Source organism: Streptomyces sp. NPDC059917 (assembly GCF_042730635.1).
Classification (GTDB): domain Bacteria; phylum Actinomycetota; class Actinomycetes; order Streptomycetales; family Streptomycetaceae; genus Streptomyces.
The window spans coordinates 1-24426 of record NZ_JBHWLC010000027.1; the positions used below are offsets into that span (position 1 = coordinate 1).

Sequence of the window (24426 nt, forward strand, 5' to 3'; positions counted from 1 at the left end):
CCTGCTGGAGCGTCCGCCACCCGGTCCGCGGGGGTGCGCTGCCACCGTCCCCACGAGGCAGCGCGGGCAGGCGGGCCGTCCGGTCATCGGAGACGACCGCCCGCCGGTCTTCAGGGGCCCGGAGCCAGGCCCAGTGCGGGGAGCAGCGCGGCGTCGACGAAGCGGACGAGGTAGTCGGCGTCGGCGTAGCGGCCCTCCAGGACGGGGCGGATCCGCAGGACGCCCATCAGCTGCGCCGGGAGGAACTCCACGGCGGGGTGCCCCGCGGCGATCTCGCCGCGGGCGACGCCGCGGGCCACCATCACGTCGAAGGCGGCCAGTTCGGGTTCGACCAGCGCCTCGCGCAGGGCTCCTTGGAGCTCCTCGTCGTTCATGACCGCGTGGCCGAGGGCCTGGGTGAGGCGGGTGTCACGGCCCGAGGTGCCGGCCGCGATGCGGGCGACCGCGCGGAGGTCCCCGGCGAGGGTTCCGGTGTCCACGGCGGTGAGGCTGCGGTCGCTCCGGGCCGAGCGCAGGGCCGCGGCGACCAGGCGCGGCTTGGTCCTCCACTGTCGGTAGAGCGTGGACTTGCCACAATTGGCCCGGGCCGCGACGCCCTCCATGGTCAGGGCCTCGTAGCCGTGCTCGCGGAGTTGCTCGAGGACCGCGTCGAAGAATTCCTGCTCCCGCTCCGGGGTGATCTTGGAGCGGCGCGCGGCGGCCGTCGGCAACGGCGACGACGTCATCAGCGGCTCTCCTTCGGCGGACGGCGGGGCGGGTGGCGGGTGCGGTGCCCTTCGATACGGCAGCGTACCGGAACGCAGCCGTATCGGTACACTCTCGTATCGATACATTGTCGTATCGATAGTCGCAGAGGAAAGAGACCGGGGCATGACCCAGCGCACCACGGCCGTCGGGCGGCCCCGCGCGATACCCGAGCTGTTGCTCGTCGCGGTCCTCTTCGCCGTGTACAAGGGCGGCCGGATGCTGACGTCGGGCCACACCGACGACGCCTTCCGCAACGCGGGCCGCGTCTGGGACGCCGAGCGCGCCCTCGGACTGCCGGGCGAGGGCCGGGTCCAGGACCTGCTCCTGCACAGCGACGCCGTCGTCCACCTCGCGAACACCTACTACGCGGCCGTCCACTTCCCGGCCACCGCGGCCTTCTTGATCTGGCTGTACCTGCGCCGCCCCGGCCACTACCTGTGGGCCCGCCGCGTGCTCGCGGCGCTCACCGCCGTCGGGCTGGTCGTGCACCTCGGCTTCCCGCTGGCCCCACCGCGGCTGCTCGACTCGGCGCACCTGATCGACACCGGCCAGGTGTACGGGCCGACGGTCTACGGCGCCGCTCCCGCCCAGGACACCATGGCCAACCAGTTCGCGGCGATGCCCTCGCTGCACTTCGGCTGGGCGCTGATGCTGGCGATCGGCATGATCGCGGTCACCCGCGGCCGGTGGCGGTACCTGTGGCTGCTGCACCCGCTGCTGACCCTGACCGTGATAGTCGGCACGGCCAACCACTACTGGCTGGACGCCGCCGTCGCGACCGCGCTGCTCGGCGTCGCCCTGCTGGTGATCCCCCGGCCCGTGACGCGGCGGGCGCCGGAGCGCGGTTCAGCCGCTCCGGGCGACGAGGCCGTGCTCGTGGGCGAGGACGACCGCCTGCGCTCGGCTGGCCAGAGCGAGCTTGCTCATGCAGTGGTGCACGTGGGTCTTGACGGTGGCCGGGCTCAGGACCAGTCGGCGCGCGATGTCGGCGTTGGACAGTCCGGCCCCGACCAGGCCGAACACCTCCCGCTCCCGCGGCGTGAGCACGTCCAGCCCGGGCCACGGGGTGCGGAGCACCGGGGCGCAGCTCTCGATCAGACCGGTCAGCGCCCCGGGGCTGAAGAGCATCTCACCGGCGTGGACGGTCTCGATGGCGGCGAGCAGCCGCTCCGGCGGGGTGTCCTTGACCAGGAACCCACCCGCACCGGCGCGTAGCGCCCGGTAGACGTACTCGTCGGTGCCGAAGGTGGTCAGTACGAGCACCCGCGGGCCCGGACCGGCGGCCGGGTCCGCGGCGGCGGCCGCCAGGATGCGTTCGGTGGTGGTGATCCCGTCGGCGCCCGGCATCCGGATGTCCATGAGGACCACGTCGGGCCGGGTCTCGGCCGCGAGGCGCACGGCCTCCTCGCCGTCTGCCGCCTCGCCCACGGGATCGAAGCCGGGCGCGGCCCTGAGCAGGGCGATCAGCCCCGACCTGATCAGGAACTGATCGTCGACGACCAGTACAGACGGCATCCGCGCTCCCCCGCTTCCCGTGCTTGCCGTGCTTGCCGATGGGCCCGGACGAGCCGGTTCCGTCGCCCGTCGCTCCTCATCGGGCGGCGACCGGACGGGGCACCGGGACGGTCAGGCTGACCTCGAAGCCACCTTCCGGGACGGACCGCGCCACCACCGTGCCGTGGTAGATCGTCGCCCGCTCGCGCATGCCGATCAAGCCCTGGCCCGAGGACGGGAGCCCGGTGGCCGAAACCCGCCGGGGCGCTCCCTCGTCCTTGATCAGGACCGACACGGAGTCCCTCGCGTAGTGGACGTGGACGGTGGTGCGGGCGGCCGGGGCGTGCTTCATGACGTTGGTCAGCGCCTCCTGGACCACGCGGTACGCGCAGAGGTCGATCCCGGGCGGGAGGGCGTAGGCGCTCCCGGTGATCCGTACCCGCACCGGGACCCCGGCCGCCGAGACGCGCGCCGCGAGCTCGCCGAGCCGCCCCAGCCCCGGCACCTCGGGCGCCGGTTGCGCCGCCGCGCCCGGGGCGGCCGGAACCCGGTCGGCCGCGCGCAGGACCACCAGCATCCGGCGCATCTCGCCCAGTGCCTCGCGGGCACTGGCCGCGATGACGTCGAGGGCGGAGCGCGCCGTCGCGGGGTCGGTGGTGACCACGTACCCCGCCACTCCGGTCTGGACGGCGATCACCGAGACGTGGTGCGCGATCACGTCGTGCAGCTCGCGGGCGATCTGGATGCGTTCCTCCATCACGGCCCGGCGCGCCTTCTCCTCCTGCTCGCGGCGCAGCCGACGGGTGAGCTCGCGCAGCCGACGGGAGCCGTCGCCCGCCTTCCAGCCGACGGCTGCGGCGACGACGACGAAACCGGCGCTGAGGGAGACGATGCCCGGTTCGGCGAGCCGGGAGCCCCACAGCTCGACGAGGACCACCAGCACGGCGCACCTGACCGAAATCCGCCGCTCCCGGCGTGCGGCGACGGTGTACAGGGGCAGCAACAGGCAGCCGACGGCGGGCACGTGGTAGTAGCCGCGGGTGAAGTAACAGGCCGTCCAGAAGGCCGTGTTGACGAGCACGGCAGCCGGGAACCGGCGGCGCAGCACCTGCGGCAGGATGATCGCGCCGAGCAGCAGGTAGGCCAGGGCGTCGCGCTCGCGCCAATAGCCGTGGGCGTCGGGGTAGTTGGTGAGCATGGCGGTGGAGATCCACAGCGACCCGAGCACGTAGACGACGTCTCCCGCCATCGGCAGCGCCGCCCGGATCCGGACCACCAGCGGATGTGCCGACACCGGCTCCGCCGACCTCCAGCGCGAAGGACTTCGCACGTCACCCCCCTCAGGACCACTCATGGTTGTACAGGGTCTACCCCCAGGGGGGTAGGCGCGTTTCAACCCGCGGATGGGCGAGCGCGACCCCTCGGCGCACATACGTTCTCTGCAACGACACGCCGACCACGACCGCACCGGTTCCGCGGGCGCCCCGCCCGTGGCGGACCCTGCCCCCCAGGGACCCCGTGCGGCCGTGCCCGTTCGGGGGCGGGCACGGCCGCACGGCGGGGGCAGCGCCTCCGGAGGAATCCGATGCAGAAACGATGCGAGTTGAAGGGGCCGGTGGTGCTCACGAGGCTGGGCCCATGGACCTCAAGGACCACCGGGACCTCGGACGAGCCCACCGCACCGGCGCCGACGACACCGAGGACGCCCGGCTCGCGGCGCTCTTCCTCGCCGGCGACGAGGACGGCATGACGGCCGTCTACCTCCGCTGGCGGCCCCTCGTGCACTCCCTCGCCCGCCGCTGGCTGGGTGACGAACGGGAGGCCGAGGACGTGACCCAGCAGGTGTTCCTCGCCGCCTGGCGCGGCCGCGGCGGCTACCGGCCCGGCAGCGGCGACCTCGGCGGCTGGCTGGTAGGCATCACCCGCCACAAGGTGGCGGACGCCCTGGCCGCGCGCACCCGGCGGGCCCGGGCGGTGGCCGCGGCCGGGACCCTGTGCGCGGTCGCACCGTCGGCCGCGGGCGCGGCGGGTCCGGAGCAGGCCCTGGACCGGGTCTTCGTCCTGGGCGAGCTGGCCCGGCTGCCCTCCGCCCAGCAGCGGATCCTGCGGCTGGCGTACTACGGGGACCTGACCCAGACCCAGATCGCGGCCCGTACCGGAATGCCGCTGGGGACGGTCAAGAGTCACATGCGGCGCGCCCTGCAGTGCCTGCGGAGCGCGCTGCAGGCGCCGCCGCTGCCAGCGCCTCGATGACGCCGACCGCCGAGCGCAGCGCGTGGAGTCGGTCCGCGCCCGGCAGCGGCGGGCCGCCCGCGCCCCAGCCCGGTCCCGCGAGCAGCAGCCACGGGTGGGCGCGCGCGCCGCGCAGTCCCCATTCGACGGCCGAGACGGACCGCACCAGCGAGCGGTCCGCCGTCGTGCGGGCCTGGGACCAGAGCACGACGGCGCAGGGCCCGATCCGGCGGACCGCTTCGAGCAGCGCGTCGGCGGGCAGTGCGGGGCCGAACATCCGCACCGGCAGGCCCCGTTCGCCGAGCGCCGCACAGAGGGCCTCCATCGGGAGGCTGTGCAGCTCCCCCGGCGCGCAGGCGAGGAGCACCGGAGCCCGGCCCGGACCCTCGGCGGCGGGCCGCACCCGGCGCAGCGCACCGGAGACGTGCCAGGACAGCAGGTGCTCCACCTCCACGTAACGCTCCCCCGCGGAGGCCCACTTGCGACCGACCGCGTGCAGGGTGGGGGCGATGATCTCCTCCCAGGCGGTGACGGGCCCGTGCGCGGCCAGGGCCGCCTCCAGCAGCTCCGTCACCGCGGGCGCGTCCAGTCGTACGGCGGCCCGCGCGAGCCCGCGGCACTCGGGGCGGACCTCCCCCAGCGGCAGCGCGTTGCGCCCGCCCGGCGCCTTGGCGACGGGCCGCGCGAGCGGCGCGGAGGGCACAGAAGGCGCAGGAGCCGCGGAAGGCGCCGGTAACGGCGGGGCGGGGGCCGGGGCGGCCGCCGGAGCCGCTCCGGCGAGGGCGGCGCGGGCGGCTTCGGCGGGCGGCACCCCCTGGGAGGTCAGGTGGCACATCAGTTCCAGGCGGGCGATGTCGTCCGGGGTCCAGCGGCGGTGCCTGCCGTCCTCCCGGCGGGCGGGGCCGATGGAGTAGCGCCGCTCCCAGGAGCGCAGGGTGGTGGGCGAGACCCCCAGGCGCCGGGCGACGGCGCCGGTGCTCAGCGGCCACGGCACGGGCGGCTGCTCCGGGGTGGGGTGCGCACGGTCCACTCCCGTCACGATACGGCCATCGGCCCCGCCGCCCCCCGCGGAGCCGTCCGCCGCGATGCCGTCCGTCGCGATGCCGTCCGTCGCGATGCGGTCCGTCACGACGCGGCGCGGGCCTGCTTGAAGCGGCCCAGCGCGTCGGCGAGGTCCACCACCGGGTCCGGATAGTCGTACCGGGCGCGCTCCAGCCCGGTCAGCCGCCAGGGCTCGAAGACCCCGGGTGCGGGCAGGTCCGCCAGTTCCGGCACCCAGCGGTGGACGTAGTGGCCGTGCGGGTCGTAGCGGCGGGCCTGTCGGACGGGGTTGAGGACCCGGTTGGGCCGGGTGTCGGTGCCGGTCCCGGCCACCCACTGCCAGTTGAGCTGGTTGTTCGCGAGGTCCCCGTCGACGAGCAGGTCCAGGAAGTGCCGGGCCCCGGTCCGCCAGTCGACGTACAGCGTCTTGGCGAGGAAGCTCGCGGCAAGCAGGCGACCCCGGTTGTGCATCCAGCCCTCGTGCCGCAGCTGGCGCATGGCCGCGTCGACGACCGGGTAGCCGGTGCGGCCCTCCTTCCAGGCCTCGACCTCCTCGGCGGCCGCCGCGCCGGTGCGCCAGTGGTCGTGCCGGACCCGGTAGTCCGCGTGCGCGGTGGCCGGGCGGGCCGCGAGCACCTGGTGGTGGAAGTCCCGCCAGCACAGCTGCCGCACGAAGGCCTCCGCGCCGGGTCCGCCCGCCGCCCGCGCCCGGTGGACGCACTCGGCGGGCGAGAGGGTGCCGAAGTGCAGGTGGGGGGAGAGCCGGGAGGTGGCGTCGCCCGCCATGTCGTCGTGCACCTCCTCGTAGCGCGCCACGCCGTCGCGCAGCCAGGCGGCGAACCGGGACCGGGCCTCGTCCTCGCCGCCGCGGGCCAGGCCCGGCGAGGTGCCGCGCACGGCGGACCGCTCGGGCAGCGGCTCCGAGCCCACCCCCTCGGGCACCCGGACCGCGCGCGGTGCGCGCGCCAGGGGCTGCGGGGGCTGATCGGACCAGCGGCGGAAGTAGGGGGTGAAGACCGCGAAGTGGTCCGAGCCCGCCGGAGTCACGGCGCCCGGGGCGAGCGCCGTCACCACCGCGTCGTGCACGTAGAGCCGCCGCCCCTCGCGCTCCAGCGCGGCGCGCAGCCGCTCCTCCCGGCCGTGGGCGTAGGCGCTGACCCCGGCCGCCATGTGGACCTCGTCCGCATCGGCCTCCCGGACCACCTTGCACACCTGCTCGACCACGTCCCCGGAGCGCACGACGAGGCGACCGCCGCGCTCGCGCAGTCCGGCGTCGAGGGCGACCAGGCAGTCGGCGAGGAAGGCGAGCCGGTTGGGGGCGGTGAATCCGCTCGCCTCGACGCCCCGGTCCCGGACGAACAGCGGCACCACCTCGGCGGAGGAGGAGAGCGCGGCCCGCATCGGCGGATGGTCGTGCAGGCGCAGGTCGGAGGTGTAGAGGACGACCGCGACGTTCATGGACGGGCTCCGCGTCAGGAGGGAGGGCGACTGTCGTGCGGTACTTCGGCCCCGCCGGTCCCTTCGGATGCGCCCGGGGGGACCGGGGACGCGGGGAGGGCGGGGAGCGAGGCCGCCGCGCGGGCGATGTTGCGGGCCATGCCGCCGAAGACCACCGCGTGGAAGGGGGACACGCTCCACCAGTAGAGGTGCCCGAGGAGCCCGCGCGGGTGGAACAGGGCGCGCTGGCGGAACCGGGCACCACCGCGGCCGCCCGCCGCGCCCGGGCCCCGGCCGTCCTCGTCGACGTACAGCTCCAGCCAGGCGAGCCCCGGCAGCCGCATCTCGGCGCGCAGCCGCAGCAGCCGCCCCGGTTCGATCTCCTCGACCCGCCAGAAGTCCAGGGAGTCCCCCACCCGCAGCCGGGCCGCGTCGCGCCGACCGCGCCGGATCCCGGCCCCGCCGACGAGCCGGTCGAGCCAGCCCCGTACCGCCCAGGCCAGCGGGAAGGAGTACCAGCCGTTCTCCCCGCCGATCCCCTCCACCACCCGCCACAGCGCCTGCGGCGAGGCGTCCACGTCCCGCTCCCGGCAGTCGGTGTAGAGGCTGCCTCCGGCCCAGTCCGGGTCGGTGGGCAGCGGGTCGCTGGGGGCGCCGGGGAGGGAGGCCGAGGACCAGCGGGTGCTGACGTCCGCCTCGCGCACCCGGCGCAGGGCCAGGGTCAGGGCCAGGTCGAAGCCGATCGGGGTGCCGGGCGGGTCGGGGACGTAGCGGGCGATGTCGTGCTCGTCGCAGACCACCTCGTGGCGCAGGGACTCGGCCAGCGGCCGGGCCAGCGCCCGCGGCACGGGCGTGACCAGGCCGATCCAGTGGCTGGACAGGCGCGGGGTGAGCATCGGGACGCGCAGGATCAGCCGGTGCGGCAGACCCGCGACGACGGCGTAGCGCCGCATCATCTGCTCGTAGGTGACCACGTCCGGCCCGCCGATGTCGAAGGCGCGGCTGACCTCGGCGGGCAGGGTGGCGGAGCCGACGAGGTAGCGCAGCACGTCGCGGACGGCGATCGGCTGGATGCGGGTGCCGACCCAGCTCGGGGTGACCATCACCGGGAGCCGCTCGGTGAGGTAGCGCAGCATCTCGAAGGACGCCGAACCGGAGCCGATGATGACCGCGGCGCGCAGCACGGTGGTGGGTACGCCCGAGGCGAGGAGGATCTCGCCGACCTCGGCCCGTGAGCGCAGGTGCGGGGACAGCTCGCGCGGCGGGACCCCGGCCGGGGTCAGGCCGCCGAGGTAGACGATCCGGCGCACTCCGGCCGCGCGGGCCCGGGCGGCGAAGATCCGGGCGGCGGACCGGTCCCGCTCCTCGAAGCCGGGGCCGGTGCCGAGGGCGTGCACGAGGTAGTAGGCGACGTCGATCCCCCGCAGGGCGGCGGCCACCGAGTCCGCGTCGGTGACGTCCCCGCGCACCACCTCGGCGCGACCGGCCCAGGGATGGTCGCGCAGCCGTTCGGGCGAGCGGGCCATGCACCGGACCCGGTGCCCCGCGTCCAGCAGCTCGGGCACCAGACGGCCGCCGATGTATCCGGTGGCACCGGTGACCAGGCAGGACAGCCCGCCGGTGGTGGTCGCGTGGTCGACCATCGCGCTCTCCCTTCGGGACTGCCGATCCGCTGTCGGCCGGACCTTCTCATGGTGCTTCGCGGCGGGCGGGGAGGACGGATGCGGCGCGGTCGCGCATTGGGCCGAATGGCGTGGCATCCGAAACGGCTCCGGCTCCGAAGTACGGGTACGGGGGCGTCCTGCCCGCGACGGCCGACCACCGGGGCCGCGACCACCGACGGCGAGGGAGCACGATGACGCAGCGAGCACAGGGGCGGCCGCGCACGGCGGTGATCGGCGGGGGCGTGTCCGGGCTGACCGCGGCGTACGTGCTCGCGCGCGCCCACGACGTGACCCTCTACGAGGCCGACGACCGGCTCGGCGGCCACGCGCACACCCACGAGGTCAAGGGGTCCGACGGGGTGCTCCGGTCCGTGGACTCCGGTTTCATCGTGCACAACGACCGTACCTACCCGCAGCTGCTCCGGCTCTTCGGCGAGCTGGGGGTGGCCACCCGGAGCACCAGCATGAGCATGTCCGTGCACTGCGAGGGGTGCGGGCTGGAGTACGCGGGGGCCCGCGGGCCCCGCGGTCTGTTCGCCCGCCCGCGCAATGCCGCGGACCCGGCGTACCTGGGGATGCTGGCGCGGGTCCCGGCCTTCCACCGGCTCGCGCGCCGACTGCTGGCGGCCCCGCCGGACGACGACCCGACGCTCGGCGAGTTCCTGCGCCGCCACCGCTTCGGCGCCCACTTCAGCGCCCACTTCGCCATCCCGCTGGTGTCCTGCGTGTGGTCCTGCCCGGAGCACACCGCGCTGCGCTACCCGGCCCGGTACCTGTTCCGCTTCCTGGAGCACCACGGCATGCTGTCGGTGGGCGGCTCCCCGAACTGGCGGACCGTGAGCGGCGGTTCGGCCCGGTACGTGCGCCTGGTGCGCGACGCGCTGGGCACGGCGGCGGTGCGGACCTCGACTCCGGTGCGGGCGCTGGCCCGCTCCGCGCAGGGGGTGCGGGTCACCCGCGACGACGGCACCTGGGCGACGTACGACTCGGTGGTGGTCGCCGTCCACGCGGACCGCGCCCTGGCCCTGCTGGCCGATCCCACACCGGCCGAACGCGCGACGCTCGGGGCGTTCGCGTACTCCCGCAACCGGACCGTGCTGCACACCGACGCGTCCGTACTGCCGGGTCGCCCCGGCGCCCGGGCCTGCTGGAACTTCCGGCTCTCGGGCTGCCGGCCGGGCGACGCGCGGGTCCGGGTGAGCTACGACATGAACCGGCTGCAGGGGCTGGACGGGCCCGAGTCCTACGTCGTCACGCTGAACGCCGACGGCCGGGTGCGGCCGGACCTGGTCCTGGCCGAGATGGACTACGCGCACCCCGTCTACACGCCGGAGTCGGTGGCCGCGCAGCAGCGCCTGCCCGAACTGTCGGGGCCGGTGACGGCCTTCGCCGGGGCCTACCACGGCTGGGGGTTCCACGAGGACGGCTGCCGTTCGGGGGCCGCGGCGGCCGCCGCGCTGGGGGTGCGGTGGTGACGGCCCCGATCCGTGCGGCCGAGCCCGCACCCGCACCCGCCGTGGACGGCGTCGAGCCCGCGCTGTACCCGTCGGTGATCACCCACGTGCGCTCCGGGCCCCGCCCGTACGCGCTGCACCAGCGCACCTCGCTGTGGCTGGTGGACCTCGACCGGCTGCCGCGGCTGCCCCGGGCGCTGCGCCCGCTGGCCCGGTTCGACGCGCGCGACCACTTCGGCGGGGACCTGCCCTCGATCCGGGCGGGGCTGGACCGCTTCCTCGCCGCGCAGGGCGCTGGGCCCGCGGGCGGGCGGGTGTTGATGCTCGCGCACCCCCGGGTCTTCGGGCACGTCTTCAATCCGCTGTCCGTCTTCTGGTGCCACGGCCCGGACGGCGAGCTGCGCCACGTGGTCGCCGAGGTGCACAACACCTACGGCGGGCGGCACTGCTACCTGTTGGGCCCCGAGGCGGCCACCGGCGCCGGGCACGCCCGCAAGGAGTTCTACGTCTCGCCGTTCCTGCCGGTCTCCGGCGACTACCGGATGCGGCTGCCGGTACCGGGTGAGCGGCTCGTCCTGACCGTCCGCCTCGACACCGGGTCCGGCACCGGGCTGACCGCGACCGTCCGCGGTGCGCGCCGGTCCGCCGACCCGGCCGGGGTGCTGCGCGCGGCACTGCGCCGCCCCTGGCCCACCGCCGCCGTCTCGCTCGGCATCCGCTTCCACGGCATCCGGCTGTGGCTGCGCGGTGTGCCCGTACAACCCCGTCCCCCGCACGTCCCCCAGGAGGGTGTGAAGTGAGCACGCGCACGACGTCCACCACGGTCACGACCACGAACCCGATCGCGCCCGCGACCCCGCCCGGCGCGGAGGCCGCTCCGGTCGTCCCCGCCGCCCCGCCGGTGCCCCGGTGCTCGCGGGTGCGGGCCGCCGTCGGCGGGCTGCTGATCCGGCGGGCCCTGGACCGGCTGCCGCTGACCGTCCGACTGGCCCCGGAGGGCCCCGGCGCCCCGACCCTGGGGCGGGGCGGCCCGGAGCTCTCGGTGCGGGATCCGCGGGCGTTCGTGCGCCGGATCGCCACGGGCGGCCTGATCGGCTTCGGCGAGTCCTACCAGGCCGGTGAGTGGGACGCGCCGGACCCGGTGGCGGTGCTGACCGTCCTCGCGGGGAACGTCGCCTCGCTGATCCCGCCGTCCCTGCAGCGGTTGCGGAGTCTGTGGGCCGCCCGCCACCCCGACGCCGACCGCAACACCCCGGGCGGCGCCCGGAGCAACATCCGGCGCCACTACGACCTGTCCAACGAGCTGTTCGCCGAGTTCCTGGACCCCACCATGACCTACTCCTCCGCCGTGTTCGGCGCGCTGCCCGCCGACTGGTCGGGGCTGGCCGCGGCCCAGCACCGGAAGATCGACATGCTCCTGGACCGGGCCGGGGTCGGTCCGGGCACCCGGCTGCTGGAGATCGGCACCGGTTGGGGCGAACTGGCGATCCGGGCCGCCGGGCGCGGCGCCCAGGTCGTCTCGCTCACCCTCTCCCGGGAGCAGAAGGCGCTCGCCGAGCAGCGCATCGAGGCCGCGGGCCTGACCCCGCGGGCCGAGGTGCGGCTGTGCGACTACCGCGAGGCGCGGGGGAGCTACGACGCGATCGTGAGCGTCGAGATGATCGAGGCCGTGGGCGTCGAGTACTGGCCGGCGTACTTCGCCGCGCTGGACCGGCTGCTCGCGCCGGGCGGGCGGGTGGCGCTCCAGGCGATCACCATGCCGCACGACCGGATGCTGGCCACCCGCAGCACCTACACCTGGATCCAGAAGTACATCTTCCCCGGCGGGATGCTGCCGTCGGTGCGGGCGGTGGAGGACCTCGCACGGGCGCACACCCGGCTGCGGGTGGAGCGGTGCGAGGGCTACGGGGCGCACTACGCGCAGACGCTCCGGTTGTGGCGGGAGCGCTTCGGCGAGCGCTCCGAGCGCATCGGCGCGCTGGGCTTCGACGCGGCCTTCCGCCGGATGTGGACCTTCTACCTCGCCTATTCGGAGGCCGGGTTCGCCTCCGGGTACCTGGACGTGCACCAGATCGTGCTGGCCGAGCGGGACGGAGGGCGCTGATGCGATGGGCGGCCTTCGCGACCGGCCTGCCGGTGACGGCGGGCGCGGCCCTCGCCGTGCTGCTGGTCGCCTTCGCGGTGGGGGTGCGCCTCGGGCGGCACCGCGGGGTGGACGTGGCCTGGGGCGCGGCCTTCGCCGCGGTCGCGCTGGCGTCGTACGCCGCTTCCGCCGGGCAGGGGGACGGCGCGCGGCGGCTGCTGTTGACCCTGCTCACCGTGGTGTGGGGACTGCGGCTGGCCGGGCACATCGCCGCGCGCGGGCGCGGGCACGGCGAGGACCCGCGCTACGAGCGGATGCTGGCCAAGGCCGGGGCGGCGGGCTCGCGGGGGCGGAACCTGTACGCGCTGCGCATGGTCTACCTGCTCCAGGCGGCCCTGGTGTGGCTGGTGTCGCTGCCGGTGCAGGCGGGGCAGTACGTGACGGGCCCGATGGGCCCGCTCGCGGCGGTCGGGAGCGCCCTGTGGCTGCTCGGGATCGTCTTCGAGGCGGTCGGGGACCACCAGTTGGCCCGGTTCAAGGCGGACCCGGCGAACCGGGGCCGGATCATGGACCGGGGCCTGTGGTCCTGGACCCGGCACCCGAACTACTTCGGGGACTTCTGCGTGTGGTGGGGCCTCTTCCTGATCGTCTGCGAGTCCCCCGGCGCGGCCGCGGCGACGGTCGTGGCGCCGCTGGTCATGTCGTACCTGCTCACGGCCGGCAGCGGCAAGGCGCTGCTGGAGCGGCACATGGCGGGGCGGCCGGGGTACGCGGAGTACCTGGAGCGGACCAGCGGGTTCTTCCCCCGGCCACCGCGCGGGCGGCGCTGAAGGGGGCGGTCGGGGCGGACGGGCGCGGGCTCCGGCGGGCCGCGGGCGTCGTGGGCGGTCCTCGCGCGAGCCGTTGGTACAGTCCGGGAGCCATCGCGACGCCCGACGGAAGGCCCCCGGACCCATGGCCGTGGACGAGCTGGACACCCGGATCCTGCGGCTGCTGATCGAGGAGCCGCGCACGAGCCTGCGCGAGTACGCGCGCCGCCTCGGCGTGGCGCGCGGCACCCTCCAGGCCCGCCTCGACCGGCTGGAGCGCACCGGGGTGATCACGGGCACGGGTCCGGTGCTGTCCCCCGCGGCGCTCGGGCACCCGGTGTTGGCGTTCGTGCACATCGAGGTCACGCAGGGGCACCTGGACGAGGTGGGCGAGGCCCTGGCCGCCGTGCCGGAGATCATCGAGGCCTTCTCGATCACCGGCGGCGGCGATCTGCTGACCCGGGTGGCGGCCCGGGACAACGCACACCTGGAGGACGTGATCCAGGGGCTCATCCGGCTGCCGGGCGTGGTCCGCACCCGCACCGAGGTGGCGCTGCGCGAGCGGGTCGCGCACCGGCTGCTCCCCCTCGTCGAGTCCGTGGGCCGGTCCGCCCGCAAACCCTGACAGGATGGACGGGAAACGTACGCAACCGGCAGGACGGGCACAACGGATGATTTCCGTCATATTCGATCTCGACGGCACCCTCGTGGACAGCGAGCCGAACTACTACGAGTCCGGCCGCCTCACCCTGGAACGGCACGGCGTCGCCGATTTCACGTGGGAGGAGCACGCGCGCTTCATCGGCATCGGCACCCTGGAGACGCTGGAGATCCTGCGCGAGCGCTACGCCCTGCGGGCCCCCGTCGAGCAGCTGCTCGCCGAGCAGAACGCGAGCTACCTGGAGCTGGCCCGGGCCCGCACCGACGCCTTCCCCGAGATGCGGAAGTTCGTGGAGCGCCTGCACGGCGAGGGGGTCCCGATGGCGGTGGCCTCCGGGTCCTCGCGCGAGGCGATCGACGCCGTGCTCGCCGGGACCGGACTGGACGCCCTGCTGACCACCGTGGTCTCCGCCGAGGAGGTCCCGCACGGCAAGCCCGCGCCGGACGTCTTCCTGGAAGCGGCGCGGCGGCTGGGGGCACGACCGGCCGACTGCGTGGTGATGGAGGACGCCGCCCCCGGAGCCGAGGCCGCGCACGCCGCCGGGATGGCCTGCGTGGCGATCCCGTACGTGGCGCAGAGCGCCGACGACCCGGCCTTCGCGACGGCGGGGCTGCTCTTCCGCGCCGGGCAGGCGCAGTTCACCGCGGAGGCGGCGCACGACTGGCTGAGCGCCCGCCGCGCCGCCTGAGCCGCACCCCGCCCGATCGGCTCCCGGCGGCCGCGCCGCGGAGCCGGGGCGGTGCGCCTCTGGTGCCTTGGCGGGGGCGCTGCCACCATGCCTGCGTGACCGCCACCCTGCCGCCCGTGGGAGCCGAGCGCGGACCGCGCCGGTGGCCCCTGCTCGGGAACCTGCCCGCCTTCGCCCGCGATCCGCTGGCCTTCTTCGAGTCCTTGCGCGACGAGTACGGCGACTGGGTGCCCTGGGCGCTGGGGCCGCAGCGCAACGTCCTGGTCTCCCGGCCCGAGCACGCCGCCGAACTGCTCGGGGCCGTCGAGGGCAGTTTCAAGCCCTCCGAACTGGGTTGGGCCTTCCGGCAGTTGCTGGGCAACGGCGTGGTGGTGGCCACCGGCGAGGACTGGCGGCGCAAGCGTGCGCTGGTGCAGCCCGCCGTCCGACCGCGCCAGGTGCGTTCGTACGCGGCCACGATGGTGGAGTGCGCGGACGCGCTGGTCGGCGGCTGGCGGGAGGGCCAACGGATCGACGTGCACCGGGAGATGGCCGGGCTGACCCAACGGATCGCGGTGCGGACCCTGTTCGGTGGTGACGCCGCGGGCCGCGAGGCTCCCATCAGCGCGGCCATGGCCACGGCCCAGCGGGAACTGGGCGCGGAGTTCCGCGGTTTGACGCTGTTCCTGCCGCCCTGGGTGCGCACCCCGGGGCGGCGCCGGATGCGGGCGGCCGTGCGGGTGCTCGACCGGGAGATCGAGCACGTCGTACGGGAGCACGAGGCGGCCTCGGCGGCGGGCGAGGAGCGCGACGACCTGCTCAGCCGACTGCTCGCGGCCCGCGACGAACAGGGCCGGCCGCTCTCGCGCACGGAGCTGCGGGACGAGTCGATCACCCTGTACATCGGCGGCCACGAGACCACCTCGACCACTTTGACCTGGGCCTGGCAGCTGCTGGCGGAGGCGCCGCAGGCGCGCGCCCGGCTCACCGAGGAGCTGGACCGGGTGCTCGGCGGGCGGCTGCCGACCTACGACGACTACCCGCGGCTGGTGTGGACGCAGCAGATCGTGAAGGAGGCCCTGCGGATCTACCCGCCGATCTGGCTGATCTCCGCGGTGGCCACGAACGGCGCGACCATCGGCGGGCGCGAGGTGCCCGCCGGGACGCTGGTGTGGACGAGCCCGTGGTCCGTGCACCGCGATCCGCGCTGGTTCCCGGAGCCGACGGCCTTCCGCCCGGAGCGGTGGGACGCGGGCACCGTGTCGGCGACGGCGGAACAGGCCTGGTTCCCCTTCGGCGGCGGCCCGCGGGCCTGCCTCGGGGCCCGCTTCGCACTGGTCGAGGCGGCCTTGGTGCTGGCGGTGCTGGGCCGGCGGTTCCACCTGGACACCGGGGGACGGCGGGCCGACGTCTTCCCCGGCCTCACCCTCCAGCCGACGGGACCGGTACCGGCGGTCCTGCGGGCGCACGGGGGCTGACGGCGCGGGGGTCCCGGGGCGCGGGAAGATCTCGGGACCCCGGCCAGTTGGTACAACCGTGAACGATTTCGTGAGCGACGTGGACGTGGTGGTCATCGGCGCCGGACAGGCGGGCCTGTCCAGCGCCTACCACCTGGGGCGGGCGGGACTGGAGCACGTGGTGCTGGACCACGCGCCCCGACCGGGCGGCGCCTGGCAGTTCCGCTGGCCCTCGCTGACCTACGGGAAGGTCCACGGCATGTACGCGCTGCCGGGGATGGAACTGGTCGGCGCCGATCCGCAGCGCCCGTCCTCCGAGGTCATCGGGGAGTACTTCGCCGCCTACGAGGAGCGCTTCGGGCTGCGCGTACGGCGCCCCGTGGACGTGACGGCGGTGCGCGAGGGGGATGCCGGGCGGCTGCTGGTGGAGTCCACCGCCGGGAGCTGGTCGACGCGGGCGGTGATCAACGCCACGGGGACCTGGGACCGGCCCTTCTGGCCGCGCTACCCGGGGCAGGAGACCTTCCGGGGGCGGCAGCTGCACACCGCGAACTACCCGGGCCCCGAGGAGTTCGCCGGTGCGCGGGTGATCGTCGTCGGCGGGGGCGCCTCCGGGGTGCAACACCTGCTGGAGATCGCCGGGGTCGCCGCGGAGACCACCTGGGTGACCCGGCGGCCCCCGGTGTTCCGGGACGGATCCTTCGGCGAGGCCGAGGGGCGGGCCGCGGTGGCCCTGGTGGACGAGCGGGTCCGCCGGGGACTGCCCCCGCAGAGCGTGGTCAGCGTGACGGGGCTGCCGCTGAACGAAGCGGTGCGCGCCGGGCTGGCCTCGGGCGTACTGGACCGCCTGCCGGTGTTCGACCGGATCACCCCCTCGGGCGTGGCCTGGGACGACGGCCGGCGCGTGGACGCCGACGTGATCCTGTGGGCCACCGGCTTCCGGGCCGCGATCGACCACCTGGCCCCCTTGCACCTGCGCGAGCCGGGCGGCGGCATCCGCGTGGACGGGACCAGGGCGGTCCGGGACCCCCGGGTGCACCTGGTCGGCTACGGCCCCTCGGCCAGCACCATCGGCGCCAACCGCGCGGGCGGCGCCGCCGCCCGCGAACTCCGCCGCCTCCTCGCACCGTCCGCCCCGGCGGGCGCGCGGGCCTAGGGCACCGGAGAGACCTGCTAAGGGCTGTCCCGCAACTGCCATCGGCAGTCCGCGCGACGGTCTACGGACGGACGCACCGCGCCAGCTCGCCGTACTTCATGCCGCCGGCGTAGAGAACACCCTGGTGATTGCGACCCATGAACTTGATGCCTTGGGTACGCCGCTCCACATGAGTCAACCGGAGGACTTCGGTGCCCGATGTGGTGGAGAGCTCCAGGAGGTCGCCGGGCTGGAGGTCCTCGGCGAGGACATCTACTGTCATGGCTGGGATGGTACGGCCTGACCGCGAGGTGGATCAGCGAAGGATGACTCCGAGGTGCCTGAGTAGACCGGCCACAGTGGGATGATCTTGCTGTGACTGGTGTGATCACGGCGCCGGCGTCGTCCTGGATAGCCCCGTTCACCGGGCTGAGCCCGCGGCAGTTCAACTGGCCCCGCTATTCGGCGTTTCTAAGTCAGCGGCGGATCGGATCATCGATGACCTCGGGCCGATGCTGGCCCTCCAGCCCCGCAAGCGGTTCGCGAAGGACACCGTGCTGATCGTGGACGGCACCCTGGTGCCCACCCGCGACCACACCGTCGCCGAGCAGTCGAAGAACTACCGGTACTCCACCAACCACCAGGTCGTCATCGACGCCGACACCCGCCTCGTCGTGGTCGTCGGTCGGCGCCTGCCCGGCAACCGCAACGACTGCAAAGCATGGGAGGAATCCGGCGCCAAGGCCGCGGTCGGCACGACCACGACCATCGCTGACGGCGGCTACCCGGGCACAGGGCTTGTGATGCCACACCGGCGCCGCAAGGCTGCGGAGCTGCCCGGCTGGAAACAGGCACACAACAAGTCCCACAAGCAGGTTCGTGCCCGCATAGAGCACGTCTTCGCCCGCATGAAGACTTGGAAGATCCTCCGCGACTGCCGCCTCAAAGGCGACGGAGTGCACCACGCCATGCTCGGCATCGCACGGATGCTCAACCCCGCCATCGCCGGACAGGCGAGCAGATCACACCGCGACCGACCCTGCCCAGGACAACTCAAAGATCATTTACGGGTTAGGCCTTGCGGGCGGCCGCGCGGTGCTTGTTGAACTCCGCGACGTGGCGCTTGTGTTCCTCGTAGGTCGCGGAGAAGCGGGTGTCCCCCGGCTTCACGGTGACGAAGAACAGCCAGTCGCCCGGTGTCGGGGCGACCGCGGCCGCCATGGCGGTCGCGCCCGGGCTGTCGATCGGGGTCGGTGGCAGGCCCTGGCGCTCGTAGGTGTTGAAGGGGCTGTCGATCCGGGTGTCGCGCACCGCCGTGTCCACGGTGGAGCGGTTCAAGGCGTAGTTGATCGTCGAGTCCATCTGTAGCGGCATCGATTTGGCGAGCCGGTTGTAGACGACGCGCGCGACCTTGCCCATGTCGGCCGGGGTGTCGGCTTCCGCCTGGATGATGCTGGCCAGCGTGGCCGTCTGGTAAGGGGTCATCCCCTGGGCCTTGGCTCCGGCGGCGACCGGCTTGGCGGCCAGCTTCCGGTTGGCCGTCTGCACCATGTAGGCGAGGAGCCCGGCCGGGGTGGTCTCCCGGGAGAGCGGGTACGTCGCCGGGAAGAGGAAGCCCTCCGGGTTGCCCTTGGCCTCGGCGGGCAGCTCCAGTCCCGCCTGGGCGATCGCCTTCTTGGCCGAGCCCGCGGGGAGTTTCAGCTCGCGGTCGACCGCCGCGTACACCTGCGCGGCCCGCCACCCTTCGGGGATCACGAGGCGGCGCGGCTGCGGGGGCTTCTCCGCGCCCCCGTCCGGCAGGAGGGGGACCAGGACCGCTGCCCCGGTCGCCATCAGCAGACCGATGAAGATCGCCAGGCGGCCCCGGCGGGTGACGCGGGTCCCGGGCCGCTTCGGCGGCCGGTGCTCTTGACGCATGCAGAAACGCTAACCCGGGGACTGCCGCAATTCGGGCATCCCGACCGTGTGGCGGTCATACGATCACACGGTCACGGAGACGGTCGGCGCCCCCACGGCCACCTCGGCCGGAACCAACTCGCTGTCCCGGCGCACCAGCGCCGCATACCGTCCGTCAGCTTCCAACAGCTCCTCGTGCGTACCCCGTTCGGCGATCGTTCCGCCGTCGAGGACCACGATCTGGTCGGCATCGCGGACGGTGGAGAGCCGGTGCGCGATGGTGATGGTGGTGCGACCTTCGGAGAGGGCGTCGATGGCCTTCTGCACGGCGTGTTCGGTGCGCGTGTCGAGGGCGCTGGTGGCCTCGTCGAGGATCAGGACCGGCGGGTCGCGCAGGATCGTGCGGGCAATGGCGAGGCGTTGCTTCTCGCCGCCGGAGAACCGGTAGCCGCGCTCGCCGACCAGGGTGTCGTACCCGTCGGGCAGGGACTCGATGTGGTCGTGGATCTGCGCCGCCCTGGCCGCCTGGGCTATCTCCTCGTCCGTGGCGTCCGGCTTGGCGAAGCGGAGGTTGTCGGCCACCGAGGCGTGGAAGAGGTACGTCTCCTGGCTGACCACGCCGATCGAGCGGGCCAGCGAGTCGAAGTCCAGGTCGCGGACGTCGATGCCGTCGAGGGCGACCCGGCCGCCCGTCACGTCGTACAGCCGGGGCACCAGGTAGCTCAGCGTGCTCTTGCCCGAACCGGTCGGGCCGACCACGGCGAGGGAGCCGCCGGCCGGGACCGTGATGTCGATGCCGGTCAGGGTGGGGCCGTGCTTGGCGTCGTAGGCGAAGTCGACGCCCTCCAGCCGGATCTCGCCCTTGGCCTGCTCCAGGCGGACGGCGTCCTCGCGCTCGGTGATGTCCACCGGCAGGTCGAGGTACTCGAAGACGCGGGCGAAGAGGGCCAGCGAGGTCTGGATCTGCACCCCGGTCGACAGCAGGCTCACGGCGGGCCGGAACAGGCCCTGCTGGAGGGTGACGAAGGCGACGAGGGTGCCGACGGAGAGCGAAGGGGCCCCGGACTGGAGGGCGATGCCCGCCGCCCAGTAGATCATCGCGGGCATCGCGGCCATCACGATGCCGATGGTCGACATCCGCCAGCGCCCGGCCATGCTGGAGCGGACCTCCAGGCCGACGAGCTTCTCCGACTCCTCGGCGAAGGACCGCGTCAGCGAGTCGGCCCGACCCATGGTGCGGCCCAGCAGGATGCCGCTGACCGAGAGCGATTCGGTGACCGTGGCGGCCATGGCCGCCATCTGCTTTTGGCGCTGGGTCGTGATCCGCTTGCGCTCGCGGCCGACCCGACGGCTGATCCACACGAACACCGGCAGCAGGAGCAGCGAGACGAGGGTGAGCCGCCAGTCGAGGGCGAGCATCGCGACGACCGAGGCGACCACGGCCGTCAGGTTGGAGACGAGGGAGGTCGCCGTCGAGGTGACGGTGGCCTGCATTCCGCCGATGTCGTTGGCTATCCGGGACTGCACCTCGCCCGTGCGGGTCCGGGTGAAGAACGCCAGCGGCATCCGCTGGAGTTGGGCGTAGACGGCGGTGCGCAGGTCGTGCATGACGCGCTGGCCGACCGTGGTGGAGATCAAGGTCTGGAGCACGCCGAAGACGCTGGTCACGACCGCGGTGAGGATCATGCCGAGCGCGAGCAGGCTGAGCAGTCCCGTGCGGCCCTGGGGGATCGCGACGTCCAGGATCTCCTTCAGCAGGAACGGCGAGGCGACACCGACCAGCGACGAGGCGCCGACCAGCAGGCCCACGACGCCGAGCCGACCCCGGTAGGGGCGGAACAGGCGGGCGATCCGACGCAGCTCACGCGGCTGGTCGGCGGGGGCGGGACGACTCGGGTCGAGGGCTTCCTTCGATGGCGTCCATTTCGGTTCTTTTCCTTCGGGGCGCATGGGCCTCCTTTGACGGCTCCCGACAGGACAGTCCTGACGAGACTCCACTGAGCATAGCTCATTGTTACCTATGCTCACAATGAACGGGGTCCTGATACCCTTCCCAGTATGAGCAGCTCTTCCGAGACCGACAGCCCAGCCAGCAGCCCGGTCGACACTCCGGACAGTTCGGACGGCGTCCTCGCCGAGCAGCTGCTGCGCCTGACCCGTCGGCTGCACCGCATCCAGAAGCGCCATCTGGAGCCCCTCGGGATCACCCCCGCCCAGTCCCGCCTGCTGCGCACGGTCGCCCACTACCCCGAGGCGGAGCCCCCCCGAATGGCGGATCTGGCCGCCCGCCTGGAGGTCGTGCCCCGCGCGGTGACCACCCTGGTCGACGGTCTGGAGGCGGCCGAGTGCGTGCGCCGGGTGCCCGACACCGCCAATCGCCGGGTGATCCGGATCGAGCTGACCGAGACCGGCCGCGCCACGCTGCGCAGGCTGCGCAACGCGCGAACGGGCGCCGCAGAGGAGATCCTGGCTCCGTTGACCACCGATCAGCGCGAACTGCTCGGCGGCCTGCTCAACGCCCTGGCCGACGGACCGGCCGACGCACCGGCCGACGGGCGGGCGGAGCAGCGCGGCTGCTGACGCGGAGCGCCTAGCCCAGGGGGCACGCATGCCGCTGCTGGAGCCGAAGCCGGGAGCCCTGCGCCCGCGCACCGTCAGCGGTCCGGCCCCCGACCGGGTGCCCGAGCGGCTGGCGGCCGGTACGCCCGAGCCGCTGCGCTCCGAGCTGATCGCGCTGCTGGGCGCCGACAAGGTGCTGTGGCAGGTCTCCGACCTGGTCCGCTACGCCTCGGACGCCTCCCCCTACCGCTTCGTGCCGCAGGTCGTCGTGATCGCCGAGGACATCGACGACGTCTCGGCCGTGCTGTCCTACGCCCACGGCAAGCAGCGCGAGGTGGTCTTCCGCGCCGCCGGGACCTCGCTCAACGGCCAGTCCCAGGGCGAGGACATCCTGGTCGACGTGCGCCGCCACTGGGCGGGCGTGGAGGTGCTGGAGGACGGGCTGCGCGCCCGCGTCCGCCCCGGGACCACCGTGCTGCGCGCCAACGCCGCGCTCGCCCGGCACGGCCGGGTGCTCGGCCCCGACCCGGCCAGCGCGATCGCCTGCACGCTCGGCGGGGTGGTCGCGAACAACGCCTCGGGCATGACCGCGGGGACCACCCGGAACTCGTACCGCACCCTGTCCTCGCTCACCTTCGTACTGCCGGGCGGCACCGTCGTGGACACCGCGGACCCGCTGGCCGACGAGGAGCTGGCGCGCGCCGAGCCCGCGCTGTGCCGCGCCCTGATGGAGATCAAGCGGGAGATCGAGGCCGATCACCGGCTGACCGCCCGGATCCGCGCCAAGTACGAGATCAAGAACACCACCGGCTACCGGCTGGACGCCTACCTCGACGGCACCACCCCGGTGGAGATCCTGCGCGGGCTGATGGTCGGTTCCGAAGGCACCCTCGGTTTCCTCTCCGAGCTGGTCTTCGACACCCTGCCGCTGGACCGCGAGCTCTACAGCGGCCTGCTCTTCTTCCCCTCGCTGCCCGCCGCCGCGGCGGCCGTCCCGCTCTTCAACGCGGCGGGCGCGATCGCCGTCGAGCTGATGGACGGCAACACGCTGCGCGCCTCGGTCAGCGTGGCGGGCGTACCCGCCGACTGGGCGGCGCTGCCCAAGGACACGACCGCCCTGCTCGTGGAGTTCCGGGCGCCGGACGCCGCGGGTCGGGAGGTCTACGAGCGGCGGGCGGCCGAGGTGCTCGCGGGGCTGGAGCTGGTCGCGCCGGTGGCCTCGGTGACCAACGCCTTCACCACCGACGCGGCGACCATCGCCGGGTACTGGAAGGCCCGCAAGGCCTTCGTCACTGCCGTCGGCGGCGCCCGCGCCGCGGGCACCACCTTGATCACCGAGGACTTCGCCGTCCCGCCCTCCCGCCTCGCCGAGGCCTGCGCGGCGCTGCTGGAACTCCAGGCGGAGCACGGTTTCGACGCCGCCGTCGCCGGTCACGCGGCCCACGGCAACCTGCACTTCCTGCTGGCCTTCGACGCCGCGCTGCCCGCCGACGTCGAGCGGTACGGGGCCTTCATGGACGCCTTCTGCCGACTGACCGTCGAGCGCTTCGACGGCTCGCTGAAGGCCGAGCACTCCACGGGACGCAACATGGCCCCCTTCCTCGAACTGGAATGGGGCGCGGCGGCCACCGAGCTGATGTGGCGCACCAAGCAGGCCGTCGACCCCGACGCCGTGCTCGCGCCGCGGATCCTGCTCGACCGCGATCCGCGGGCCCACCTGCGCGGTCTCAAGACCATCCCGCGCGTGGAGGCCGTCGCCGACCCCTGCATCGAGTGCGGGTTCTGCGAGCCGACCTGCCCCAGCAAGGACCTGACGACCACGCCGCGGCAGCGGATCGTGCTGCGCCGCGAGATGATGCGCCAGCAGCCCGGCTCCCCCGTGCTGGACGGTCTGCTCGCCTCCTACGGTTACGACGCCGTGGACACCTGTGCGGGCGATTCCACCTGCAAACTCGCCTGTCCGGTCGGCATCGACACCGGCGCCCTGATGAAGGACTTCCGCCACCGCAGGCACAGCCCGCGCGAGGAGCGGACCGCCGCGCTCGTCGCGAAGCGGTTCGGGGCCGTGGAGACGGCCGCCCGGCTCGCGGTGGCCGCCGCCGACCGGATCACCGACCGGGTCGGGGACGGTCCGTTGCGGCTGGTCACGGGGGTCGCGCGGAAGGCCGTACGACCGGACCTGGTCCCGCAGTGGCTGCCCCAGATCCCGGGCGCCGCGGCCCGCGCCCTGCCCGTCACCCGGCGGGTCGGCGCCTCGGCCGTCTACTACCCGGCCTGCGTGAACCGGATCTTCGGGGGCCCGGGCGCCGACCCCGCCCGCGCGGCCGGGGACGCCCCGGGCGGCCCGTCGCTGCCCGAGGCGGTGGTCGCCCTGTCCGAGCGCGCGGGCAAGCCCGTGTGGATCCCCGGGGACGTCACCGGGACCTGCTGCGCGACCATCTGGCATTCCAAGGGCTACGACGCCGGGAACCGGCTGATGGCCAACCGCATCGTGGAGGCGGCCTGGGGCTGGACCGCGGGCGGGCGGCTGCCGCTCGTCGTCGACGCCTCCTCCTGCACCCTCGGCATCGCGCACGAGGTGGTCCCGTACCTGAGCGCGGACAACCGCGAGCTGCACGCCGAGCTGACGGTCGTCGACTCCGTCGTCTGGGCGGCCGAGGAACTGCTGCCGCATCTGGAGGTGCTGCGCACGGTCGGTTCGGCGGTGCTGCATCCGACCTGCTCGATGCGCCATCTGGGTGACGAGGCCCACCTGCGCGCGGTGGCCGAGGCCTGTGCCCGGGAGGTGGTCGTGCCGGACGACGCGGGGTGCTGCGCCTTCGCCGGGGACCGCGGCATGCTGCACCCCGAGCTGACGGACGCCGCGACGGCCCGCGAGGCGGCGGAGGTCGCCGCGCGCTCCTACGACGTGCACCTGTCCGCGAACCGCATGTGCGAGGTGGGCATGGACCGCGCCACCGGGCACTCCTACTACTCGGCGCTCCTCGAACTGGAGCGGGCCACCCGCCCCTGAACGTCCCCCGGCGTCCCCGAGTACTGCCCCGATATGGCCCCGGCACGGTCGCCGAGGCGGTCACCGATCCCCGGACG

General features: G+C 74.2%; 20 protein-coding genes and 2 pseudogenes. 13 read left to right on the top strand and 9 right to left on the bottom strand.

Features of this window, described 5'->3' with window-relative positions:
- Positions 1 to 110 precede the first annotated feature (110 nt).
- Positions 111 to 725, bottom strand: coding sequence for a TetR/AcrR family transcriptional regulator (locus ACFWAR_RS17715; protein ID WP_385778051.1), 615 nt, complete (start codon positions 723 to 725; stop codon positions 111 to 113).
- 145 nt (positions 726 to 870) lie between these two features.
- On the opposite strand from ACFWAR_RS17715, the pseudogene ACFWAR_RS17720 reads away from it, so the two are divergent.
- Positions 871 to 1629, top strand: a pseudogene (locus ACFWAR_RS17720) (phosphatase PAP2 family protein); the annotation flags it as partial.
- Here ACFWAR_RS17720 and ACFWAR_RS17725 read toward each other — a convergent pair.
- Entirely contained in the window at positions 1594 to 2262 is a 669-nt protein-coding gene (locus tag ACFWAR_RS17725; RefSeq protein WP_385778053.1) for a response regulator, read from the bottom strand. The pseudogene ACFWAR_RS17720 and the gene ACFWAR_RS17725 overlap by 36 nt on opposite strands.
- 76 nt (positions 2263 to 2338) lie before the next feature.
- A complete protein-coding gene (locus ACFWAR_RS17730; protein WP_385778055.1) occupies positions 2339 to 3535 on the bottom strand; it encodes a sensor histidine kinase in 1197 nt (398 codons plus the stop codon).
- 344 nt (positions 3536 to 3879) lie between these two features.
- Here ACFWAR_RS17730 and ACFWAR_RS17735 point away from each other — a divergent pair, with 344 nt between their 5' ends.
- Positions 3880 to 4494, top strand: a complete 615-nt coding sequence (locus ACFWAR_RS17735; RefSeq protein ID WP_385778057.1) for an RNA polymerase sigma factor — start codon at positions 3880 to 3882, stop codon at positions 4492 to 4494.
- On the opposite strand, the gene ACFWAR_RS17740 is transcribed toward ACFWAR_RS17735, so the two are convergent.
- The 3 genes from ACFWAR_RS17740 to ACFWAR_RS17750 form a co-directional block, all read right to left on the bottom strand.
- Complete coding sequence (locus ACFWAR_RS17740; RefSeq protein ID WP_385778164.1) at positions 4418 to 5503, bottom strand: MerR family transcriptional regulator; 1086 nt, start codon at positions 5501 to 5503, stop codon at positions 4418 to 4420. The genes ACFWAR_RS17735 and ACFWAR_RS17740 overlap by 77 nt on opposite strands.
- Positions 5504 to 5598: 95 nt before the next feature.
- On the bottom strand, positions 5599 to 6972 hold the full coding sequence (locus tag ACFWAR_RS17745) for a cryptochrome/photolyase family protein (protein WP_385778059.1): 1374 nt from the start codon (positions 6970 to 6972) through the stop codon (positions 5599 to 5601).
- 14 nt (positions 6973 to 6986) lie between these two features.
- A complete protein-coding gene (locus tag ACFWAR_RS17750) occupies positions 6987 to 8594 on the bottom strand; it encodes an SDR family oxidoreductase (protein WP_385778061.1) in 1608 nt (535 codons plus the stop codon).
- 212 nt (positions 8595 to 8806) lie between these two features.
- Between ACFWAR_RS17750 and ACFWAR_RS17755 the strand changes: the two genes are divergently transcribed.
- From ACFWAR_RS17755 to ACFWAR_RS17790, 8 genes are all read left to right on the top strand, one after another.
- Complete coding sequence (locus ACFWAR_RS17755; RefSeq protein ID WP_385778063.1) at positions 8807 to 10090, top strand: NAD(P)/FAD-dependent oxidoreductase; 1284 nt, start codon at positions 8807 to 8809, stop codon at positions 10088 to 10090.
- The gene (locus tag ACFWAR_RS17760) at positions 10087 to 10869 is read left to right on the top strand and encodes a DUF1365 domain-containing protein (protein WP_385778065.1); all 783 of its coding nucleotides are present in this window, start codon (positions 10087 to 10089) and stop codon (positions 10867 to 10869) included. Before ACFWAR_RS17755 ends, ACFWAR_RS17760 begins: the two co-directional genes overlap by 4 nt.
- Positions 10866 to 12173, top strand: a complete 1308-nt coding sequence (locus ACFWAR_RS17765; RefSeq protein WP_385778066.1) for a class I SAM-dependent methyltransferase — start codon at positions 10866 to 10868, stop codon at positions 12171 to 12173. The genes ACFWAR_RS17760 and ACFWAR_RS17765 overlap by 4 nt, the downstream gene beginning before the upstream one ends.
- Complete coding sequence (locus tag ACFWAR_RS17770; RefSeq protein ID WP_385778068.1) at positions 12173 to 12982, top strand: DUF1295 domain-containing protein; 810 nt, start codon at positions 12173 to 12175, stop codon at positions 12980 to 12982. The genes ACFWAR_RS17765 and ACFWAR_RS17770 overlap by 1 nt, the downstream gene beginning before the upstream one ends.
- A gap of 124 nt (positions 12983 to 13106) precedes the next feature.
- Positions 13107 to 13586 (top strand): Lrp/AsnC family transcriptional regulator, encoded by a 480-nt coding sequence (locus ACFWAR_RS17775; RefSeq protein ID WP_354379367.1) that lies wholly within the window; start codon positions 13107 to 13109, stop codon positions 13584 to 13586.
- A 46-nt stretch (positions 13587 to 13632) separates the two neighbouring features.
- Positions 13633 to 14310, top strand: coding sequence for an HAD family hydrolase (locus tag ACFWAR_RS17780; RefSeq protein ID WP_385778070.1), 678 nt, complete (start codon positions 13633 to 13635; stop codon positions 14308 to 14310).
- 95 nt (positions 14311 to 14405) lie between these two features.
- On the top strand, positions 14406 to 15767 hold the full coding sequence (locus ACFWAR_RS17785; RefSeq protein ID WP_385778072.1) for a cytochrome P450: 1362 nt from the start codon (positions 14406 to 14408) through the stop codon (positions 15765 to 15767).
- A gap of 58 nt (positions 15768 to 15825) precedes the next feature.
- Entirely contained in the window at positions 15826 to 16902 is a 1077-nt protein-coding gene (locus ACFWAR_RS17790; protein ID WP_385778074.1) for an FAD-dependent oxidoreductase, read from the top strand.
- A 61-nt stretch (positions 16903 to 16963) separates the two neighbouring features.
- Here the strand turns inward: ACFWAR_RS17790 and ACFWAR_RS17795 are convergent, their stop codons facing one another.
- Positions 16964 to 17164, bottom strand: coding sequence for a hypothetical protein (locus ACFWAR_RS17795; protein WP_385778076.1), 201 nt, complete (start codon positions 17162 to 17164; stop codon positions 16964 to 16966).
- Positions 17165 to 17256: 92 nt separating this feature from the next.
- On the opposite strand from ACFWAR_RS17795, the pseudogene ACFWAR_RS17800 reads away from it, so the two are divergent.
- Positions 17257 to 17987: pseudogene (locus tag ACFWAR_RS17800) on the top strand (transposase).
- Here ACFWAR_RS17800 and mltG read toward each other — a convergent pair.
- Together mltG and ACFWAR_RS17810 are read right to left on the bottom strand one after the other, a co-directional pair.
- Positions 17953 to 18798, bottom strand: coding sequence for an endolytic transglycosylase MltG (gene mltG, locus ACFWAR_RS17805; protein WP_385778078.1), 846 nt, complete (start codon positions 18796 to 18798; stop codon positions 17953 to 17955). The pseudogene ACFWAR_RS17800 and the gene mltG overlap by 35 nt on opposite strands.
- Before the next feature lie 63 nt (positions 18799 to 18861).
- Positions 18862 to 20727: an ABC transporter ATP-binding protein gene (locus ACFWAR_RS17810; protein WP_385778080.1), complete on the bottom strand. Its 1866-nt coding sequence runs from the start codon at positions 20725 to 20727 to the stop codon at positions 18862 to 18864.
- A 108-nt stretch (positions 20728 to 20835) separates the two neighbouring features.
- Here ACFWAR_RS17810 and ACFWAR_RS17815 point away from each other — a divergent pair, with 108 nt between their 5' ends.
- Both ACFWAR_RS17815 and ACFWAR_RS17820 read left to right on the top strand, forming a co-directional pair.
- Positions 20836 to 21357, top strand: coding sequence for a MarR family winged helix-turn-helix transcriptional regulator (locus ACFWAR_RS17815; protein ID WP_385778082.1), 522 nt, complete (start codon positions 20836 to 20838; stop codon positions 21355 to 21357).
- Between the two features lie 28 nt (positions 21358 to 21385).
- Positions 21386 to 24349 carry an FAD-binding and (Fe-S)-binding domain-containing protein gene (locus ACFWAR_RS17820; RefSeq protein ID WP_385778084.1) on the top strand — a complete coding sequence of 988 codons (2964 nt, stop codon included), beginning with the start codon at positions 21386 to 21388 and terminating at the stop codon, positions 24347 to 24349.
- The last annotated feature ends 77 nt before the right edge of the window (positions 24350 to 24426 follow it).

Bases quoted from the DNA above. Each gene is read 5' to 3' on its own strand.
- ACFWAR_RS17715 (WP_385778051.1), bottom strand. From the start codon at position 725: ATGACGTCGTCGCCGTTGCCGACGGCCGCCGCGCGCCGCTCCAAGATC.
- ACFWAR_RS17725 (WP_385778053.1), bottom strand. From the start codon at position 2,262: ATGCCGTCTGTACTGGTCGTCGACGATCAGTTCCTGATCAGGTCGGGG.
- ACFWAR_RS17735 (WP_385778057.1), top strand. From the start codon at position 3,880: ATGGACCTCAAGGACCACCGGGACCTCGGACGAGCCCACCGCACCGGC.
- ACFWAR_RS17745 (WP_385778059.1), bottom strand. From the start codon at position 6,972: ATGAACGTCGCGGTCGTCCTCTACACCTCCGACCTGCGCCTGCACGAC.
- ACFWAR_RS17750 (WP_385778061.1), bottom strand. From the start codon at position 8,594: ATGGTCGACCACGCGACCACCACCGGCGGGCTGTCCTGCCTGGTCACC.
- ACFWAR_RS17755 (WP_385778063.1), top strand. From the start codon at position 8,807: ATGACGCAGCGAGCACAGGGGCGGCCGCGCACGGCGGTGATCGGCGGG.
- ACFWAR_RS17770 (WP_385778068.1), top strand. From the start codon at position 12,173: ATGCGATGGGCGGCCTTCGCGACCGGCCTGCCGGTGACGGCGGGCGCG.
- ACFWAR_RS17775 (WP_354379367.1), top strand. From the start codon at position 13,107: ATGGCCGTGGACGAGCTGGACACCCGGATCCTGCGGCTGCTGATCGAG.
- ACFWAR_RS17780 (WP_385778070.1), top strand. From the start codon at position 13,633: ATGATTTCCGTCATATTCGATCTCGACGGCACCCTCGTGGACAGCGAG.
- ACFWAR_RS17795 (WP_385778076.1), bottom strand. From the start codon at position 17,164: ATGACAGTAGATGTCCTCGCCGAGGACCTCCAGCCCGGCGACCTCCTG.
- mltG (WP_385778078.1), bottom strand. From the start codon at position 18,798: ATGCGTCAAGAGCACCGGCCGCCGAAGCGGCCCGGGACCCGCGTCACC.
- ACFWAR_RS17810 (WP_385778080.1), bottom strand. From the start codon at position 20,727: ATGCGCCCCGAAGGAAAAGAACCGAAATGGACGCCATCGAAGGAAGCC.
- ACFWAR_RS17815 (WP_385778082.1), top strand. From the start codon at position 20,836: ATGAGCAGCTCTTCCGAGACCGACAGCCCAGCCAGCAGCCCGGTCGAC.
- ACFWAR_RS17820 (WP_385778084.1), top strand. From the start codon at position 21,386: ATGCCGCTGCTGGAGCCGAAGCCGGGAGCCCTGCGCCCGCGCACCGTC.